Annotated in this window: 17 protein-coding genes; 14 read left to right on the top strand and 3 right to left on the bottom strand. The window is 70.6% G+C overall.

What is annotated here, in order from left to right; all coding sequences use genetic code 11:
- Positions 1 to 12: 12 nt before the first annotated feature.
- The 3 genes from ACZ7NC_RS02385 (at position 13) to ACZ7NC_RS02375 (ending at position 1722) form a co-directional block, all read left to right on the top strand.
- Entirely contained in the window at positions 13 to 1095 is a 1083-nt protein-coding gene (locus ACZ7NC_RS02385) for a sugar ABC transporter substrate-binding protein (RefSeq protein ID WP_471484193.1), read from the top strand.
- A gap of 65 nt (positions 1096 to 1160) precedes the next feature.
- Positions 1161 to 1337, top strand: coding sequence for a hypothetical protein (locus ACZ7NC_RS02380; RefSeq protein WP_471484191.1), 177 nt, complete (start codon positions 1161 to 1163; stop codon positions 1335 to 1337).
- An 88-nt stretch (positions 1338 to 1425) separates the two neighbouring features.
- Positions 1426 to 1722, top strand: a complete 297-nt coding sequence (locus ACZ7NC_RS02375) for a hypothetical protein (protein ID WP_471484190.1) — start codon at positions 1426 to 1428, stop codon at positions 1720 to 1722.
- Positions 1723 to 1728: 6 nt separating this feature from the next.
- Here the strand turns inward: ACZ7NC_RS02375 and ACZ7NC_RS02370 are convergent, their stop codons facing one another.
- Positions 1729 to 2685, bottom strand: a complete 957-nt coding sequence (locus ACZ7NC_RS02370; protein ID WP_471484189.1) for a LysR family transcriptional regulator — start codon at positions 2683 to 2685, stop codon at positions 1729 to 1731.
- Positions 2686 to 2896: 211 nt separating this feature from the next.
- On the opposite strand from ACZ7NC_RS02370, the gene ACZ7NC_RS02365 reads away from it, so the two are divergent.
- The 3 genes from ACZ7NC_RS02365 (at position 2897) to ACZ7NC_RS02355 (ending at position 8490) form a co-directional block, all read left to right on the top strand.
- On the top strand, positions 2897 to 5221 hold the full coding sequence (locus ACZ7NC_RS02365) for a glycosyl hydrolase family 95 catalytic domain-containing protein (RefSeq protein WP_471484187.1): 2325 nt from the start codon (positions 2897 to 2899) through the stop codon (positions 5219 to 5221).
- A 37-nt stretch (positions 5222 to 5258) separates the two neighbouring features.
- Positions 5259 to 7166: a glycoside hydrolase family 97 protein gene (locus ACZ7NC_RS02360; protein ID WP_471484185.1), complete on the top strand. Its 1908-nt coding sequence runs from the start codon at positions 5259 to 5261 to the stop codon at positions 7164 to 7166.
- Between the two features lie 91 nt (positions 7167 to 7257).
- Positions 7258 to 8490: a glycoside hydrolase family 88 protein gene (locus ACZ7NC_RS02355; protein WP_471484183.1), complete on the top strand. Its 1233-nt coding sequence runs from the start codon at positions 7258 to 7260 to the stop codon at positions 8488 to 8490.
- A gap of 20 nt (positions 8491 to 8510) precedes the next feature.
- Here the strand turns inward: ACZ7NC_RS02355 and ACZ7NC_RS02350 are convergent, their stop codons facing one another.
- A complete protein-coding gene (locus tag ACZ7NC_RS02350; protein ID WP_471484182.1) occupies positions 8511 to 9788 on the bottom strand; it encodes an alginate lyase family protein in 1278 nt (425 codons plus the stop codon).
- 234 nt (positions 9789 to 10022) lie between these two features.
- Between ACZ7NC_RS02350 and ACZ7NC_RS02345 the strand changes: the two genes are divergently transcribed.
- The 5 genes from ACZ7NC_RS02345 to ACZ7NC_RS02325 all read left to right on the top strand — a co-directional run bounded on the left by ACZ7NC_RS02345 (position 10023) and on the right by ACZ7NC_RS02325 (position 14720).
- Positions 10023 to 11108, top strand: a complete 1086-nt coding sequence (locus ACZ7NC_RS02345) for an S-(hydroxymethyl)mycothiol dehydrogenase (RefSeq protein ID WP_471484180.1) — start codon at positions 10023 to 10025, stop codon at positions 11106 to 11108.
- Entirely contained in the window at positions 11105 to 11740 is a 636-nt protein-coding gene (locus ACZ7NC_RS02340; protein WP_471484178.1) for an MBL fold metallo-hydrolase, read from the top strand. Before ACZ7NC_RS02345 ends, ACZ7NC_RS02340 begins: the two co-directional genes overlap by 4 nt.
- Before the next feature lie 196 nt (positions 11741 to 11936).
- Positions 11937 to 12299, top strand: coding sequence for a bifunctional 3-phenylpropionate/cinnamic acid dioxygenase ferredoxin subunit (locus ACZ7NC_RS02335; RefSeq protein ID WP_471484176.1), 363 nt, complete (start codon positions 11937 to 11939; stop codon positions 12297 to 12299).
- A complete protein-coding gene (locus ACZ7NC_RS02330) occupies positions 12296 to 13459 on the top strand; it encodes an NAD(P)/FAD-dependent oxidoreductase (RefSeq protein ID WP_471484175.1) in 1164 nt (387 codons plus the stop codon). Before ACZ7NC_RS02335 ends, ACZ7NC_RS02330 begins: the two co-directional genes overlap by 4 nt.
- A 130-nt stretch (positions 13460 to 13589) precedes the next feature.
- A complete protein-coding gene (locus tag ACZ7NC_RS02325; protein WP_471484173.1) occupies positions 13590 to 14720 on the top strand; it encodes an aromatic ring-hydroxylating oxygenase subunit alpha in 1131 nt (376 codons plus the stop codon).
- Positions 14721 to 14729: 9 nt separating this feature from the next.
- Here the strand turns inward: ACZ7NC_RS02325 and ACZ7NC_RS02320 are convergent, their stop codons facing one another.
- The gene (locus ACZ7NC_RS02320) at positions 14730 to 15476 is read right to left on the bottom strand and encodes an IclR family transcriptional regulator (protein ID WP_471484482.1); all 747 of its coding nucleotides are present in this window, start codon (positions 15474 to 15476) and stop codon (positions 14730 to 14732) included.
- Positions 15477 to 15679: 203 nt separating this feature from the next.
- Here ACZ7NC_RS02320 and betA point away from each other — a divergent pair, with 203 nt between their 5' ends.
- Genes betA through ACZ7NC_RS02305 form a run of 3 tightly spaced genes read left to right on the top strand, consistent with a single transcriptional unit; the run spans position 15680 to position 19052 of the window.
- Positions 15680 to 17350 carry a choline dehydrogenase gene (betA, locus tag ACZ7NC_RS02315; RefSeq protein ID WP_471484172.1) on the top strand — a complete coding sequence of 557 codons (1671 nt, stop codon included), beginning with the start codon at positions 15680 to 15682 and terminating at the stop codon, positions 17348 to 17350.
- Between the two features lie 3 nt (positions 17351 to 17353).
- A complete protein-coding gene (locus ACZ7NC_RS02310) occupies positions 17354 to 18190 on the top strand; it encodes a methylenetetrahydrofolate reductase (protein WP_471484170.1) in 837 nt (278 codons plus the stop codon).
- 19 nt (positions 18191 to 18209) lie between these two features.
- Entirely contained in the window at positions 18210 to 19052 is an 843-nt protein-coding gene (locus ACZ7NC_RS02305; RefSeq protein ID WP_471484168.1) for an alpha/beta fold hydrolase, read from the top strand.
- The last annotated feature ends 18 nt before the right edge of the window (positions 19053 to 19070 follow it).

Below are 19070 nucleotides of genomic sequence, written 5' to 3'. Positions count from 1 at the left end.
AGGCGAGCTGCGATGAGGAACCGTACGCTGCACGTCGTCGCGGCGCTCGTCGCGGGGCTGATGACGGTGTCCCTGGCCGCCTGCGGAGGGGACGACCAGGCGGGCACGGAGAGTTTCACGGTCGGCCTGCTGCTTCCGAACCGGGTGACCCCCCGCTGGGAGCACGCCGACAAGCCGCTGATCGAGAAGCGGCTCAAGGAGCTGTGCGACGACTGCACCCTGATGTACGCCAACGCCGAGAACGACGCGGCGAGGCAGCGGGAACAGGTGTCGTCCATGATCACCAAGGGGGCCGAGGTCCTGCTCCTCGACCCAGCTGACAGCAGGGCACTGCGCTCGTCGATCCAGGAGGCGCACCAAGCGGGTATCCCGGTCGTCGCGTACGACCGGCTCGCCGAAGGCCCGATCTCGGGCTTCGTCAGTTTCGACGGCGCGAAGGTCGGCAGGATGCAGGGCGAGGCCCTCCTGAAGGCCATGGCGGACCGGGGGAACGGCCGCACCGTCGTGATGATGAACGGTGATCCGAGCAGCGCCAACGCGGCGTGGTTCCGCGAGGGGGTGCTGTCCGTCCTCTCCGGCAGGGCGACGATCGCCAGGTCGTACGACACCGCGGGCTGGAGCCCGGAGAACGCGCACGCCAACATGTCCGCCGCCATCGCCGCCCTGGGGGCGGACCGCATCAGCGGCGTCCTGGCGACCAACGACGCCATCGCCGCGGGCGTCATCTCCGCCTTCAAGAAGGCCGGTGTCAAGGACCTTCCCCCGATCACCGGCCAGGACGCCGACCTGGAGGCCGTGCGGCGCATCGTCAGGGGCGAGCAGTACATGACGGTGTACAAACCGTTCGAGAAGGAAGCCGCCGCGGCCGCCGCCATGGTCGTCGCCCTCGGGCGCGGCGAGGACGCCGAGGACGTCTCGACGACGCAGACCGACAGCACCACCGACCAGGACATCCCCTCCATCCTGCTCACACCGATCGCGGTGACGGCCGCCGACATGGAGAAGACCGTCGTCCGCGACGGCGTCTACACCGTCGAGCAGATCTGCATCCCGAAACTCCGCGCCGCCTGCGACAGGATCGGGCTCACCGGATGAGGAGCACTGGTCGGCGGGCCACGCCGGGCGCAGCATGGGAGAGGAGCGACCAACGGAGGTCAGCCATGAAGACCGAAGCCTCGGACTACGACCGCTGGCTGTACTCTCACACGCCCTCCCAGGCCGAGGGCGAACGCGAGGAGCCGCCTGGGCGTGCGGCCGTGGAGCAGCACCCGGACGTCCCCAGGACCGAGCCGTCCCAGGCCGAGGGCGAGCGGACGGACGACACCAGTACCAAGTGACCGACGAGCCTCCCCGCGTCGACTCGCCCACGCTCGGCGCCGCCCCCCGGCGCTGGATCTTTCGGCATCGCCGATGCATACTTTGAACATGTTCAAAAAGGGGGAACAGGGCATGCGTCAGCAGATGGTGCCGGCTCGGACCGATACGCCCGATTCACCCGCCACCGCCCTGGGGCCCACCGCCCTCGTCCTCGGCCTCGTCTCCACCCTTGGGGCGTTCGTCCTCTTCCCGCTCGCGTGGATCGCCGCGGGCCTTGCCGTCACCTTCGGGGCGTCGGGCATGCACTACGCCCGTCAGGGCATCGGCCGGATGTGGGCCGCCACGCTCGGAACGGCCCTCGGTGTGGCCGGGTTGCTCGGTGTCGTCGCCCTCTTCGGTGTCTAGTTCCGGTCACCCGGCAGCCGGGGTACTGGTGGAACGGCGGGCCCAGGCAGGCGTCCAGAGCTCGCCGTCCGGGCGGTCGTGGCGCACGGAGGTCAGAAACTCGCGGAGTGCGGCGAGGGCCGGGTGCGGGTTGTCGGCTCGCCACAGGAGTGAGTGCGGGTAGACCGGGGTCGGGTCGCGCAACGGGATGAGCCGCATGTCGTAGCCGGCGGGCCGGACCAGGGGTGTCTGTACGCCGAGGAACGTCGCCAGCGTGGAGGAGGCGGCGACCCTCTCGATGAGCGCCTCCACCCCGAAGTTGGGGCCGGTCGCCTCGATCGTCAGCCCGAAATCGGCGGCCAGCGCCTCGTAGTACGCGGTCCACTCCGTGCCGGGGACGTTGCCCGGCATCCAGATCCGGTGCCCGGCCAGCTGGGCCGGGGTGACCGCGGCGGCGCCGGTGAACGCGTGGGCGGGGCCGGTGAACAGGTGGAGCGGCTCGTCGTGGACCGGGGTGATCTCGATGCCGTCGGGGATCAGCTGACCGGGCATGGTCACGGCGCGGAAGGTGGCGTCGATGCTGCCGTCCCGGACCGCGGCGACGGCCTCCGGTGAGCCGGCGAGGGTCACGACGTCCAGATCGATCCCGGGATGGGCGCGATGGAAGTCGCGCAGCAGACCGGCGAGCGAGACCCGACGCCCGATCACATCGACGCGCAGGGCACGACTCCCGGGACGCACGGAGGCCCTCGCCCGCGCCTCCGCCTGGAGCAGGGCACGGGCGTGGTCCAGGAACGCCTGCCCGTCGACGGTGAGCTCCGCGCCACGCGGCGTACGGGTCAGCAGGCGCACCCCCAGCTCCCGTTCCAGCGCCGCGACACGCTTGGAGACGGCCTGCTGGGTGAGGGACAGGTCGACGGCGGCCTTCTGGAACTGACCGGCGTCCGCGACGGCGACGAAGGTTCGGACGGCGTTGAGGTCCACGCGGGCCAACCTATCCGTCCCATCCGTACGTCTCGTTGCGCGTGCGGGGCTTGGCGAGCGCGTACCTCGATACATCGGACGAGTTGGAGAGGCCTGCTGTCGCGGATGCCGCAGCGTCCCCAATGATAGGTCGGTTGACAGGTCCATGAACCCTGCTAGGTTCCGCGATACACCCGATGTATCGAAGATCCGTCAGGTCTGGAGGACAAGGATGACCTCACAGCCGGAGCAACGTGCGAAGGTGGCCCGCCGATCCTTACTGGGCACCGCGCTCGGCGGCGCGGCAGCCGCGGCCCTGCCCGGGACCGCCCACGCGGAAGAGCCCTCGGAGAGGGTGCCGCCTCCCGTGGCGGACGGCACCAGACGCCCCTGGCGACTGCGCGACACCATGGCTGCCGACGGCGCCTGGACGGCATTCCTGCGCGGCCAGGACCTGCGGTGGACCAGGCTGCCCACCCGCTGGTACGAGGGCCCGTTCCTCGGCGACGGGCTGCTCGGCAGCATGATCTACCAGGAGCCGGGCGCGGGCCGGATCCGCTTCACCGTCCAGCACGGCCGGGTCCAGGACCACCGGCCACAGTTCGGCAGCGGCTGGGGCACCTGCCGACTGCCCGTCGGACACCTCACCCTCGACCCGGTCGGCACCGTCACCGCAGTCGACTGGCGGCTGAGCCTGTGGGACGCCGAACTCATCGGCACCATCACCACCACGGTCGGCACCCTCACCCTCGCCGCCCTCATCCACGACGAGGTCCTGGCCGTCCGCGCCAGGGCCGACGGCGACGAACGCGTCGTCTGGACCTTCCACCCCGAGGAGGCCGTCAGCCCCCGCAGGATCAGCGAGGCCCCGCCCACCGGCTACACGGCCAACCCGCCCTGGACCACACGGACCACCCCCGACGGCACCGAGCAGGTCCTCCAACCCCTCACCGGCGGCGGCGGTACCGCCACCGCGTACCGCCGCACCGGCGACGACCTGCTCCTCAGCGTCGGACACGGCTTCCCCTCCGACACCGCCGCCGAGACCGACTCACTGCGCAACCTGCGGCGGGCGACGTCGTACGGCAGCCTGAGGCGACGGCACACCCGCTGGTGGCACGCCTTCTACCGCAAGAGTTTTGTGTCCTTCCCCGACCAGCGGCTGCAGAGCTTCCACTGGATCCAGCTCTACAAGGTCGCCTCCGCCAGCCGGGCGGGCGGCCCCGTCATGGCCACCTCAGGACCCTGGCTGGAACCGACGCCGTGGCCCGCGGTCTGGTGGAACCTCAACGTCCAGCTGGAGTACTGGCTCATCCACGGCTCCAACCACCTGGAACTCGACGCGCTCGCCACCACCGTGCGCCAGAACCAGGAACAGCTCATCGCCAACGTGCCCGCCGCCTACCGCGCCGACAGCGCCGGAGTCGGCCGCAGTTCCGACATGTTCGCCAACCGCGGCGTGGGACAGCCGGGCACCGGAGCCGAGACCGGCGACCTCACCTGGGCGCTGCACAACGTGTGGCTGTCCTACCGCCACTCCATGGACGAGTCCCTGCTGCGCGACACGATCTACCCGGTCCTGCGCCGGGCGATCAACTACTACCTGCACTTCCTCACCCCGGGCAGCGACGGCAGGCTCTACCTGCCGAGCACCCTCTCGCCCGAGTACCCCGTAGTGCCCCCGAAGGACACCAACTACGACCTCGCACTGATCCGCTGGGGCTGCCGAACACTCATCGAGTCGGCCGAACTCCTCGGCATCGACGACGAGTTGACCCCCCGCTGGCAGGAGGTGCTGGCCCGGCTCACGCCGTACCCGGTCGACGGCAACGGCTTCATGATCGGTGCCGACACCCCGTACGCGCAGTCCCACCGGCACTACTCGCACCTGCTGATGGTGTACCCGCTGTACCTCGTCAACTGGGACCAGCCCGAAAGCCGCGAGCTGATCACGAAGTCGGTCGAGCACTGGCACGCGCTCACCGGCGCCCACCGCGGCTACAGCTACACCGGGGCCGCCTCGCTGTACGCGATGACCGGTGACGGCGACACCGCGATCGGCTACCTGAGGAAGTTCTTCGACCCCAGCACCCGCTACCCCTGCCAGGCCAACACCCACTACACCGAGGCCGGTCCGGTCATCGAGACGCCGCTGTCCGCCTCGCAATCCCTGCACGACATGTTCTGCCAGAGCTGGGGCGGGGTGATCCGGGTCTTCCCGGCCGTGCCCACCGCATGGGCGGACGTCACCCTGCACGACTTCCGCGCTCAGGGCGCCTTCCTGGTCAGCGCCGTCCGCAAGGCCGGAACCACCAGGTTCATCCGGATCAGGAGCCTGGCGGGCGAGCCGCTCCACCTCCGCCACGGCCTCACCGGCACCCTCACCGTCCTCCTCGACGACGGCACCCCGGCCCGCACCCGGGACCTGGGCGAGGGCACCCTCGCCATCGAGCTGCCCAAGGGCCGAGAGGTCCTCGTCCACGCCGGCTCGCGCCCCGACCTCGTCATCGCGCCCGTCGCCGTCAGCGAACCGGGTCCGGCCTGGGGACTGCCGTAGCCACCGTCCGAACGGACGCACAACAGGGAGGGTTCACATGGCGTTTCCCCTCAGGACCGCGGTCGCCGTGCTCAGCGCCGGGCTGGTGGCCGCACTTCTCACGAACGGGCCCGCCCGGGCCGACCAACCCGAGCATGTCTGGACCGTGTCCGGCCCCGCCGCGCAGGAACCGACAGCGCGGATACGGCTGGACGACACGACCGGCACCGTCAGTCTCTCGGTGGCCCGCGGCGGTCGTACGGTCATCGAGCCGTCGCCCGTCGGCATCGTCACCGAACAGGCAGACCTGTCAAAGGACTTGAGGTTCCTGCACCGCAAGGACCGGCTGGTCGACGAGCGGTACCGGGCCGAATCCGGCAAACGACTGGACCGCCGGGTCCGCATGAACGAGACCCGGCTGTCCTTCGCCACGTCCGCGGGCGCCCGGCTCGACCTCGTCGTCCGCGCCTCCGCCGACGGCGTCGCCTACCGGTACGTCCTGCCCGCCGGGTACGGCGACGTCCTCGGCGAGTCCTCCGCGTTCAACCTGCCGCCGGACGCGAGCGCTTGGCTCGGCGCCTACCGGGTCGACAACGAGGGCCAGTTCGCGCAGTACACCGCCGGCACGGCACCGACAGGCGAGTACTCCGACCAGGCACTGTTCGAGACCGACGGCGGCTACACCCTGCTCGCCGAGTCCGACCTCACCGGCACCTACTCCGGTGCCCGGCTCGCTCACGACCAGGGCACCGGCACCTACCGCATCAAGCTCGCCGACGAGCGCGTCCCCACCGACGGCCCGCTCGCCACCCCCTGGCGGGCGATGGTCACCGGCGACCTCGCCACCGTCACCCGCTCCACCTTCACCGACGACCTCGCGCCCGCCGCCAAGGTCCCCGACACCTCCTGGATCAAGCCCGGCACCGTGCTGTGGACCTGGCTCGCGGGTGGCAAGGAGGCAGGCAAGAGCCTCGCGGCACAGAAGGCCTACGTCGACTGCGCCGCCGAGCGGAACTGGCCGTACGAGGCAGTCGACGCGGGCTGGTACTTCAAGGCCGACGAGTGGGACACCACCGACCCCGACTGGCAGACCAACAGCTGGATGCCCGAACTCGTCGAGTACGCGCGCGCCAAGGGCGTCGGCATCATCGTCTGGATCCACCAGCGTGACCTCGACACACCGCTGGAGCGCGCCCAGTGGCTGCCCACCCTGGAGCGGTGGGGCGTCAAGGGGGTCAAGATCGACTTCATGAACTCCGAGGCGCAGCCCATGCTCCGGTGGTACGACGCCATCCTCACGGAGACCGCCGCCCACCACCTCATGGTCGACTTCCACGGCTCGACCGTGCCCAAGGGCATCCAGCGCACCTGGCCCCACGTCATGACCCTGGAGGGCGTCGCCGGAGAGGAGAAGCGCACCAACACCGCCGCCCATCTGACCACCCTGCCCTTCACCCGTAACGTCATCGGCTCCATGGACTTCACCCCCGGCGCCTTCCAGCGCGTCGGCCTGCGCCCCAACTCCGACGCAGCCGAGGTCGGACTCACCGTTGCCGCCGAGTCCGGCCTGCAGATGTTCGCGGGCACCCCCGAGTCATACGACGAACGGCCGCTCGCCCGCGCCTACTTCGACCAGGTTCCGGCGGCCTGGGACGACACCCGGCTGCTCGCCGGCCGGCCCGGCCGGGAAGTCGTGCTCGCCCGGCGCAGCGGGGACCGCTGGTTCCTGGGCGGCGTGTACGCCGGCGCCGCACGCACGGCCGAGGTGCCGCTGACCGTCGGTCCCGGGCGGTGGCTGGTCGAGACGGTCGAGGACGGCGCCACCGGGCTCGTACGGAACCGGCGGGTACTGCGGGGCGGCGACACGCTGAGCGTGGAGATCGTCACCAACGGCGGCTTCGCCGGCATCGCCTGCCCTTGGCGCCCACGCATCACCACCTGTCACCGCCCCGCCGGTTCACACTGATGAACATTGCTCACGTGGGTGTACAGCGTCGAGTCCGTCGTGCAAGGCTCGGTCAACTTCGTTCTCCGCCTGAGCAGTTGGAGGAACCGGCATGAGTGTTTCCCGGCGCACTGTGCTGGCTACGGCGGCCGGTGCCGCGGCGCTAGGTGCTTCCGCGGCGCCGGCCGTGGCAGCGGACGCGACCGCCGCTCGGGCACCGGCACCGACCCTGCGCACGTTCCGCGCGGCGGCCGACTACGCCGTCGACAAGCTCCACGCGGTCGCACCGACCGTGACCGCCTTCCCCGTCGGCACCAAGTTCGAGAAGTGGGCCTACTCGCAGAACGGCGACTGGGTCGGCGGGTTCTGGCCGGGCACGCTGTGGATGGCGTGGCTGTACAGCAAGGACGACTCCTTCCGCACCTGGGCGCTGGCGTCGGCGGAGAAGCTGGCCCCCCGCCAGTACGACACCGGCACGCACGACCTCGGATTCCTCTTCTCCCCCTCCTGGGTCACCGCCTGGCGGCTGACCGGCGAGGACAGATGGCGCACCGGTGCCGTCAGGGCGGCCGACTCCCTGATCCAGCGGTACAACCCGCGCGGGCGCTTCATCAGAGCGTGGGGTGCGCTGAACGACGAGCGGAACGCCGGCCGGGTGATCATCGACACGATGATGAACCTCGACCTGCTGGCGTTCGCGAGCGGCGAGACCGGCGACGGGAAGTATCTGGACATCGCCGTGGAGCACGCGAAAACCGCCCAGCGGGTCTTCCCGCGCCCGGACGGCTCGACCCCGCACGTGTACGACTTCGACCCGGCGAGCGGGGCCGCGATCGGCCCGAACACCGTGCAGGGGTACAGCCCCACGTCGTGCTGGTCGCGCGGACAGGCCTGGGGGTTGTACGGATTCACCACGATGTACCGGCGCACCGGGAACCGTGAGTTCCTGGCCACCGCCCGCAAGCTCGCGGACTTCGCGGTGGGGGCCCTGACCCCGGACCACGTCCCCGTGTGGGACTACCGCGCCCCGCAACAGCCGTACGACATCAAGGACGCGTCGGCCGGCGCGATCATGGCGTGCGGACTGCTCGACCTGGCCGTGGCCACCGGCAGGCAGACCTACCGCGAGGTCGCGCTGCGGCTGCTCACCGCGCTGGCGGAGACCTGTCTGACGAGGAACTCGACCCGCGCGGACGCAGTGGTGGCCCGCTGCACACGCAACCGGCCCAGCGAGGACGGGGTCGAGATCTCCCTTCCGTACGCCGACTACTACCTGTTGGAGGGCATCCTGCGGGTGCTCCAGCCGCAGGACGTCGACCGGGCGATCGACCTGTCCACGGTCTGATCGCCCGGTCGGGGCGCCGCTCAGCCCGCGATCGAGTCCAGCTGTTCCGCCGCCGGGCGCAGTACCCACAGGTCGCCGCCCGGCGGCTCCTCCAGCAGTGGTACGGCCCGTTGGGCGTTCCGGTCCCCGGCGTCGGCGGCCGCGTGGACGACGTCGGTCGCCGCGTACCGGCGGAACTCGAGCTCCGGATGCGGCCAGGCGGCGGCACCCGTCGCGGCGGGCAGCAGATAGTCCACCGCCTTGAACAGGCTCTGCCCCTCCGGTCCCCGGTAGGCCCACAGGTCCACCCCGACGTGCCGACCGATGGCCGCGAGCCGGGTGTAGGCGACCAGGTCGAACGTCGAGTAGTGCCAGCTCCTGGTCCGGGTCAGCTCCTGGGGCTGGCTGCCGTCGGGCGCGATCTGCGGCGCGATGCGCCTGGACCGGGCCTCCAGGACCGTTCGGCGGGCGAGGTCCTTGTCACCGGTCGCGTACGCCAGACCCGCGAGCTGCATGTCGTAGAAGGTGCCGTGGTTGTTGGTGGCGGCGGCCTCCTGCTTGCCGAAGTCGCTGTTGCGGAGCCAGTCGCGGAAGTCGGTGTTCCACCTGGTCATGCCGCCGCGGTCCTTCGCCGTCCAGCCCGGGGCGCCGGTCGCCAGGAGGGCGAGTGCGTCGAGGACGCTGGTGTACGACTGCGAGAAGTCGATGATGCCGATGGCGCGACCGTCGTACTTGCACGGGATGAACTGCGCGTGGTTCAGGTTCGGGTTCATCCTCGTGGCCGGATCCAGGAACCAGGTGCGCAGCACCTGCCCGGCCTTCTCGGCGTATCGCCCCTCGCCGGTGTAGTACCAGGCGAGGGAGAGGTCGTAGGCGGAGTCGAAGGTCTTCTCGACGTCCTGACGGTCGGTGCCGGAGTCGACCTCGGGGTTGCGCTCACCGTCGCGCTGGACATAGGGGCAGCCCCAGGGGTTGTCCGGGGTGGGGGCCTTGGCGGGCCACCAGTACGGAGCCTGGCTGAGGTAGTCGTGGACGTCGCCGCCGGGAGCGGGCCGGGGTTTGTCGACGACGGTCCACGGGCCCTGGTCCAGCCACCTGTCGGCGCGGGCCGTCAACGCCGCGACGGCCCGGCGGAGTTGGGGGTCGCCGCTGTCGAGGCGGATCTTCGTCTGCTGGAGGCGTACGCCGTCCAGTACGGCGGTGTGCGGGACGGGAGGCGCGCGGTGGGCCTCTGTCCGGGCCGCGGCGACGGGGGCGACCGCGGTGGTGAACGCGGCCAAGGCCACCAGCAGGACGCCCAGTCGGGGTCGTGCACTCATGTCCGCTCTCCCATGCTCGAGGTTCATGGATATGTCCATGGATATGAACGACGTTCAGGAATGCGTGCGATCGGCGTGAGCATGACATGCGGGTTCGGAAGTGCGAAAGGGGCGTGCGGCGACTTACTGGTTGACCCCCGCCCGGCGCTCCACGATGCTGTGTTGCGGCAGATGAGATGTGTGCCGTAATGAGCAACATCAGCTTCAAGTCTCTCGACCAGCCGAGGAGTGGCCATGACGCACCAGGTCCGTGCTGTCGTCGCGCGGGGCAAGGGCGCCCCCGTCAGCCTGGAGACGATCCTCGTGCCCGACCCGGGCCCGGGCGAGGCACTGGTGAAGGTCGAGGCCTGCGGGGTCTGCCACACCGACCTGCACTATCGCGAGGGCGGCATCAACGACGACTTCCCCTTCCTGCTCGGTCATGAGGCGGCGGGCGTGGTGGAGTCGGTGGGGGAGGGTGTCACCGATGTCGCCCCCGGTGACTTCGTGATCCTCAACTGGCGTGCGGTGTGCGGGCAGTGCCGGGCCTGTCTGCGCGGACGGCCCTGGTACTGCTTCGACACGCACAACGCCAAGCAGAAGATGACCCTGCTGGACGGCACCGAGCTGGCGCCGGCGCTGGGCATCGGCGCGTTCGCGGAGAAGACGCTGGTCGCGGCCGGGCAGTGCACAAAGGTCGACCGGGCCGCCTCGGCGGCCGCCGCGGGGCTGCTGGGCTGCGGGGTGATGGCGGGCATCGGCGCGGCGATCAACACCGGGAGCGTGGGCCGGGGCGACTCGGTCGCCGTGATCGGCTGCGGCGGAGTCGGGGCCGCGGCCGTCGCGGGGGCGAACCTGGCGGGCGCGGCGAAGGTCATCGCGGTGGACATCGACGACCGCAAGCTGGAGACGGCCCGCTCGATGGGCGCCACGCACACGGTCAACTCCCGCGAGACCGATCCGGTCGAGGCGATCCGCGAGCTGACCGGCGGCTTCGGCGCCGACGTCGTCATCGAGGCGGTCGGCCGCCCCGAGACGTACAAGCAGGCCTTCTACGCCCGCGACCTGGCCGGCACGGTCGTACTCGTGGGCGTGCCGACCCCGGAGATGAAGCTCGAACTTCCGCTCCTGGACGTCTTCGGCCGCGGCGGCGCCCTGAAGTCCTCCTGGTACGGCGACTGCCTGCCGAGCAGGGACTTCCCGATCCTCATCGATCTCTATCTCCAGGGCCGCCTTGACCTGGACGCCTTCGTCACGGAGACCATCGCGCTGGACGACGTCGAGAAGGCCTTCGAGCGGATGCACCACGGCGACGTATTGCGCTCGGTGGTGATCCTGTGACGTCGAGCGTCCGTATAGAACGCCTCGTCACCTCGGGCACGTTCTCGCTCGACGGCGGCACCTGGGACGTCGACAACAACGTGTGGCTGGTCGGCGACGACACCGAGGCGATCGTCATCGACGCCGCCCATGACGCCGAGGCGATCGCCGGGGCCCTGGGGGATCGCGCCCTGCGGGCCATCGTGTGCACCCACGCCCACAACGACCACATCGACGCCGCGCCCGAACTGGCCGCGCGCGCCGGCGCCCCGGTCCTGCTCCACGGCGACGACCTGCCGCTGTGGAAGCAGACCCATCCCGACCGGGCACCCGACGGCGACCTGACCGACGGGCAGGTCCTCACGGTGGCCGGGGTGGAACTGACCGTGCTGCACACGCCAGGCCACGCCCCCGGCGCGGTGTGTCTGTACGCGCCGGCCCTGACAGCCCTCTTCAGCGGCGACACGCTGTTCGCCGGTGGCCCGGGGGCGACGGGACGGTCGTACAGCCACTTCCCGACGATCGTCGAGTCGATCAGGGAGCGGCTGCTGACGCTGCCCGGCGAGACGGTCGTGCACACCGGACACGGGGAGACGACCACCGTCGCCGACGAGGCACCGCACCTGGGGGAGTGGCTCGACCGAGGGTTCTGACCGTCGCCGCCGTGGTCGTCGTGGGGCGCCCGTTCCGCCTGTTTCCGCAGGTGGTTCGGGCGCTTCGGGCTGCACGGAGAACGCGCCGCGGACCGGCCCGAAGCGGGCCTTTTGACGCCTTGACAACGCTTCGGAGCCGCCCTCAGACTGGCGTTGCGTCAATCGCAATCCGTTTCGCTATACGCACCGAGGTGTCATGATGATTCCCGCGTGCCGTCTCGCGGATCTCCCGCGAGGCGAGGCCCACCGGCTCGACATCGATCCGCCGGTCTCGGTGTTCCACACCGAGGATGGCGAGCTCTTCGCCATCGACGACACCTGCACCCACCAGGACGCCTCGCTCGCCGACGGCTGGCTGGAGGGCTGCGAGGTGGAATGCCCGCTGCATGCCTCGAAGTTCGACCTGAGGACCGGCGCGGTCGACGCCCCGCCGGCCAAGCTCCCGGTCCGCACCCACGAGGTCGTCGTGGAGGAGGGCATGGTCTACGTCCAGCTCTCCCTGGACGCCCCCAACCTGCCGCCCTGCGTCGCAGCCCGGCTCGCCGGAGGTCCCGCGTGAGGACCGTCGCCGTGGTCGGCGCCTCGCTGGCCGGCCTGTCGGCGGCGCGCTCGCTGCGCAAACAGGGGTACGACGGGCGGCTCGTCGTCATCGGGGACGAGCTGCACCGCCCGTACGACAGGCCCCCGTTGTCCAAGGAGTTCCTGGCCGGCACCCTCGGCGAGGCGGAACTCGCGCTGGAGACGGACGACGAGGACCTGCGGGCCGAGTGGCTGCTGGGCACCCGTGCCGTCGCGCTCGACCGCACCGACCGTGCCGTCCGGCTCGACGACGGACGTGAGGTACGTGCCGACGGCGTCGTCATCGCGACCGGCGCCGCGGCCCGCACCCTCGCCGGTTCCGAGGGGCTGGCCGGGGTGCACACCCTGCGCACCCTGGACGACGCCCGCGCCCTGCGGGACGAACTGGCCCGCGGCGGACGGCTGGTGGTGATCGGCGGCGGGTTCATCGGCGCCGAGGTCGCCTCCACCGCCCGCGCCCTGGGGCTGGACGTGACAGTGGTGGAGGCCGCCCCGACACCGCTCGCCGGACCGCTCGGCGAGACCATGGGCGCCCTTGTCTCCGCCCTGCACACGGACCACGGCGTACGGCTGTTGTGCGGGGTGGGCGTCAAGGGGCTGAGCGGCCGGACCCAGGTCGACGCCGTTCTGCTGGAGGACGGCCGCACCGTTCCCGCCGACATCGTCGTGGTCGGCGTGGGCGCACGCCCCTGCGTCGAGTGGCTGACGGGCTCCGGCGTCGAACTCGACAACGGCGTCAAGTGCGGCGCGGACGGCCGCACCGCCCTGGCCGGCGTGGTCGCGGTCGGCGACTGCGCCAACTGGTACGACCCGCGTGCCGGTCTGCACCGGCGCGTCGAGCACTGGACCGGTGCGCGCGAACGCCCCGACGCCGCGGTCGCCACGCTGCTGGCGGGCGGCGCGACGGCACCGGGAGTGCCCCGGCCGCCGTACTTCTGGTCCGACCAGTACGGCGTGAGGATCCAGTTCGCCGGTCACGCGGCCGGTGCCGACAGCGTGACCGTCGAGGCGGGCGCCGCGGACGACCGCGACGTCCTGGCCGTCTACCGGCGGGCCGGGAACCCGGTCGCCGTGCTCGGGATGAACCAGCCGCGGCTCTTCACCCGCTTCCGTAAGCAGCTCGCAGCCGCGACGTCTTGACACCGGCCTTGCGCCACCCGATGCTGCGGTTTCACATGGCACGCAGCGTTGCTCCATGCACAACGCCGTCCGGAGTCGTTCCTCCCGGCGCGTGAATGACCCCTCCACGACGTTCGACGAGGAGTGCACTGTGACCTCGACCAGCCTGCCGGACAGTCTGATCGCCACCCTCCCCGGCACCGCCTACACCGATCCGGCGGTCTTCGCCCAGGAGCAGGAACGTATCTTCGAGACCATGTGGTTCTGCGTCGCCCGCGCCGCGGATCTGGCCGCGCCCGGCGCGTTCCGCACCGTGGACGTGGGTCGCGAGAGCATCCTCGTCACCCGGGCGCGGGACAAGAGCATCCGTGCGTACTTCAATGTGTGCCGGCACCGCGGAGCCAAGCTCTGCACGGAGGAGTCCGGCGAGGTCAAGCGGGCCTTCCAGTGCCCCTACCACGCCTGGACGTACGACCTGAACGGCAAGCTCGTCGCGGCACCCAACCTCACCAAGATGCCCGACGTCGGCCGCACCGAGTACGGCCTGGCGAGCGTGGCCGTACGCGAATGGCTCGGCTATGTCTGGGTGTGCCTCGCGGAGAACCCGCCCTCCTTCGAGGAGGACGTCATGGGCGAGATCGTCGCCCGCCTCGGCGACGTCGAGTCGATCGACCACTACGACATCGGCAGCCTCTCGGTCGGCGAACGGATCGTCTACGACGTCAGGGCGAACTGGAAGCTGATCATCGAGAACTTCATGGAGTGCTACCACTGCGCCACCATCCACCCCGAACTCACCGAGGTGCTCCCCGAGTTCGCGGACGGCTACGCCGCGCAGTACTACGTCGGCCACGGCGCCAAGTTCGGCGAGGGCGTCCAGGGGTTCACCGTCGACGGCTCCGAGGGCCTGGACCGCATTCCCGGGGTCGGCGAGGACCAGGACCGCCGCTACTACGCGATCACCGTCAGGCCCCAGGTGTTCATCAACCTCGTCCCCGACCATGTGATCTTCCACCGGATGTATCCGGTCTCCGTGGACCGCACGATCGTCGAGTGCGACTGGCTGTACCTCCCGCACGTCGTCGAGAGCGGCAAGGACGTCAGCAGGTCCGTGGAACTCTTCGACCGCGTCAACCGCCAGGACTTCGAGGCGTGCGAACGCACCCAGCCCGGCATGAACTCCCGGATGTACGCCAAGGGAGGAGTGCTGGTGCCCAGCGAGCACCACATCGGTGCCTTCCACGACTGGGTCAACGAGCGGCTGGCCACTCCCCGGCCGTAGTCTGGCCGGTCAGCCCAGATAGCCCATCCGGTGGCTGATCTCCTCGGCGCCCTTGAGCAGCATCGGGGAGAGCTCGTGCAGGCGCTCCTCGGTGAGCCGGTAGGCGGGCCCGGAGGCGCTGAGGGCCGCGATGACCTCGCCGTCCCGGTTGCGGACCGGGGCGGCCATGGCGTGCAGACCGATCTCCAGCTCGTCGAGGGTGAAGGCGTACCCGCGCTCCCGCGCCTCGGCGAGGTTCTTCTCGAGCTTCGTCTTCGCGGTGATGGTGTGCGGGGTGACCTTCTTCATGCCGGCGGCGGACAGCACCGCGGCCCGCTCCTTCGCGGGCAGATGGGCCAGCAGGACCTTGCCGCTCGACGTGGCGTGCAGCGGCGTCAGCTGGCCGACCCAGTTCTGCGCGGTGACCGCCCCCGGGCCGCGCACCTGGTAGAGGTTGATCGCGTAGTGCTCCTGCATGACGGCGATGTTGACGGTCTCGCCGAGCTCCTCGGCGAGGCGCTCGCACACCGGACGGCCCTGCTGCGTGATGTCGATACGGCCGGTGACCGCGCCGGCCAGCCGCACGATGCCGAAGCCCAGCCGGTACTTTCCGCGCTCGCCCGCCTGCTCCACCAGACCGCGCGCCTCCAGGGCGCCGAGTAGCCGGAAGGCGGTGGACTTGTGCACGTCGATCTCGCCCGCCACCTCGCTGACACCGGCCTCGCCACGCTGGGCGAGGATCTCCAGCACACTGATGGCTCGATCGACCGACTGCACTCCGCCGGCCTGCGTGTTCGACGTTTCCGTGTCAGGGCTGTAGTTGCTCACAGTAAAACTATACGCGTAGTAAACAACGTTGCGGCAAGAGACGGACGACTCCATGAACCTGTCGGAAGTTGCGCGCATCGCAACCTGGTGCGTATAGCGATACCGGCGCTAGCATGCCTCGCGTATCTACGGCGCGAGCGAGACGAGGCACCATGGCTCCTGTGCACTACGACTTCGTCATCGTCGGCGGCGGATCGGCCGGCAGCGCACTGGCGAACAGGCTCTCCGCGGACCCGGCGAACCGGGTGCTGGTCCTGGAGGCGGGCCGCTCCGACTACCCGTGGGATGTGTTCATCCACATGCCCGCGGCGCTGACCTACCCGATCGGCAGCCGGTTCTACGACTGGAAGTACGAGTCCGAGCCCGAACCCCACATGGGCGGCCGCCGCGTCTACCACGCCCGCGGCAAGGTGCTGGGCGGCTCCAGCAGCATCAACGGCATGATCTTCCAGCGCGGCAACCCCATGGACTACGAGCGTTGGGCGGCCGACGCCGGCATGGAGAGCTGGGACTACGCGCACTGCCTGCCGTACTTCCGGCGGATGGAGAACTGTCTCGCGGCCGACCCGGACGACGAGTTCCGCGGCCATGACGGCCCCCTCGTCCTGGAGCGCGGCCCCGCGACCAACCCGCTGTTCACCGCCTTCCAGAAAGCCACCGAGGAGGCGGGCTACGCCCCCACCGACGACGTCAACGGCTACCGGCAGGAAGGCTTCGCCAGGTTCGACCGCAACGTCCACCGCGGACGCCGGCTGTCGGCCTCGAAGGCGTACCTCAAGCCCGTGATGAAGCGGCCGAACCTCACGGTGAGGACCCGCTCCCTCGTCACCCGCGTCCTGTTCGAGGGCAAGCGCGCCGTCGGTGTCGAGTACCGGCGCGGCCGCGGCGCGCTCCAGCAGGTCCGTGCCCGTGAGGTCATCCTGTGCGGCGGCGCCATCAACTCCCCGCAGCTGCTCCAGCTCTCCGGCGTCGGCAACGCCGAGGAACTGCGCGCCCTCGGCGTCGACGTCGTGCACGACCTGCCGGGCGTCGGCGAGAACATGCAGGACCACCTGGAGGTCTACGTCCAGTACGCCTGCAAGCAGCCGGTGTCCATGCAGCCGTACATGGCGAAGTGGCGTGCCCCCTTCATCGGGTTGCAGTGGCTCTTCCGCAAGGGCCCGGCCGCCACCAACCACTTCGAGGCGGGCGGCTTCGCCCGCAGCAACGACGACGTGGCCTACCCCAACCTGATGTTCCACTTCCTGCCGGTCGCGGTCCGCTACGACGGCTCCTCGCCGGCCGGCGGGCACGGCTACCAGGTGCACGTCGGGCCCATGTACTCCGACGCCATCGGCTCGGTGAAGATCAAGAGCAAGGACCCGCGCGAGCACGCGGCGCTCCGCTTCAACTACCTCTCCACCGAGCAGGACCGCCGTGAGTGGGTCGAGGCGATCCGCGTGGCCCGCGACATCCTCAACCAGCCCGCGCTCGCCCCCTACAACGGCGGGGAGGTGTCGCCCGGTCCGAAGGTGGCGACGGACGAGGAGATCCTCGACTGGGTCGCGAAGGAGGGCGAGACGGCCCTGCACCCGTCCTGCACCTGCAAGATGGGCACCGACGAGATGGCCGTCGTCGACCCGTCGAGCCTGCGGGTGCACGGGCTTGAGGGCCTGCGTGTCGTGGACGCCTCCGTCATGCCCTACGTCACCAACGGCAACATCTACGCGCCGGTGATGATGATCGCCGAGAAGGCCGCCGACCTGATCCTCGGCAAGGAGCCGCTCGCGCCGTCCAAGGCCGCGTACTACCGCCACTCCGACGCGCAGAAGCAGGCGGAGTAGACGTTGGGCGCCGCAGGGCTGCGGGCACTGCTGCACAGCGTCCGCTATGAGGTGCTGCCCGCCGGGTCGACCGAGGACAAGGTCCTCGCCCATGTGCCGCGCGACATCGCCGTCACCGTGACGGCGTCGCCGGTCAAGGGCCTGGAGCCGACCCTCGGTCTCACCGCCCGGCTCGCGGCGCACGGCTACCGGGTCGTCCCGCATGTGCCGGCACGGCTGTTGCGGGACGACGCCCATCTGAAGGAGGTCGTCGACCGGCTGCGCGAGTCGGGCGTCGACGACCTCTTCGTACCGGCGGGTGACGCCGATCCACCGGCCGGGGCCTACGAAGGCGCCCTGCCCGTGCTGCGCAGGCTCGGTGAACTGGGCAGCCCCTTCACGCACATCGGCGTCACCGGTTACCCCGAGAGCCATCCGCTCATCAGCGACGACGTCACCGTCCAGTCCATGTGGGACAAGCGCGAGCACGCCACGTATCTCGTGAGCAACCTCTGCTTCGACCCGCGGGTGCTGGGGGAGTGGGTCGGCCGGATACGGCGCCGGGGCATCACCCTGCCCTTGTACGTGGGGGTCGCCGGGCCCGTGCAGCGGGCCAAGCTGCTGGCGATGGCGACGAGGATCGGCGTGGGGGAGTCGACACGTTTCCTGGCCAAGCACCCCTCCTGGTTCGTGCGCTTCGCCGCGCCCGGCGGGTACTCGCCCGACCGGCTGCTGCGCCGCGCCGAAGGTGCCCTCACCGCCCCCTCGTCGAGGGTGGCCGGCCTGCACGTGTTCACCTTCAACCAGATTGCGGAGACCGAACGGTGGCGCCGTGCCCTGCTGGAAGGAGTGGGCGGCTGAGACGGGGTAGGGGAGTGGAATGGCCCCCGTCTCCACCTGGCAACTGACCCGAACCTTCACCAGCGCGTCCGGTGACGTCCGCTGGGACCGGCTGGGTCACCCGGACCGCCCGCCCGTCGTCCTGCTGCACGGCACACCGTTCTCCTCGTACGTCTGGCGTGCCGTCGCCCGCTCACTCGCCCGGCACCATCAGGTGTTCGTCTGGGACATGCCCGGCTATGGGACGTCCGAGAAGGCGGCGGACCAGGACGTCTCCCTGGCCGCGCAGGGCCGGGTCTTCACCGAGCTTCTGGGCCACTGGGGCCTTGCGGAACCGCTCGTGGTCGCCCATGACTTCGGCGGGGCCGTCGCCCTGCGCGCCCATCTGCTGCACGGTGCCCGCTACCGCGCCCTGGCGCTGGTGGATCCGGTGGCGCTGGCGCCGTGGGGTTCCCCGTTCTTCCGGCTCGTCGGCGAGCACTCCGACGTCTTCGAGCGGTTGCCGCCCGCACTCCACCGCGCCCTGGTCTATGAGTACGTCGCGTCCGCCAGCAGCCCCGGACTGCGTCCCGGAGTCCTCGACCGGCTCGTCGAGCCCTGGCTGGGCAACCCCGGCCAGGCGGCCTTCTACCGGCAGATCGCCCAGGCCGAACAGCGCCACACCGACGAGATCCAGGGCCACTACGCCGGGATCGACATCCCCACGCTGATCTGCTGGGGTGAGGACGACACCTGGATCCCGGTGGCCAGGGGACGCGAGCTCGCCGCCCTCGTGCCCGGCGCGCGATGGGAGCCCATCGCCGGCGCGGGGCACCTCGTACAGGAGGACGCCCCCGCGGAACTCACCGCCGCACTTCTCGACTTCCTGCGGAGGCAGCTCTGACGGGGGCGCCGTGCACCC

The sequence above is a fragment of the Streptomyces sp. NPDC111802 genome, assembly GCF_055634335.1.
Note: the sequence above shows the minus strand (reverse complement) of the source record. Positions and strands in the feature narration are given on the sequence as shown.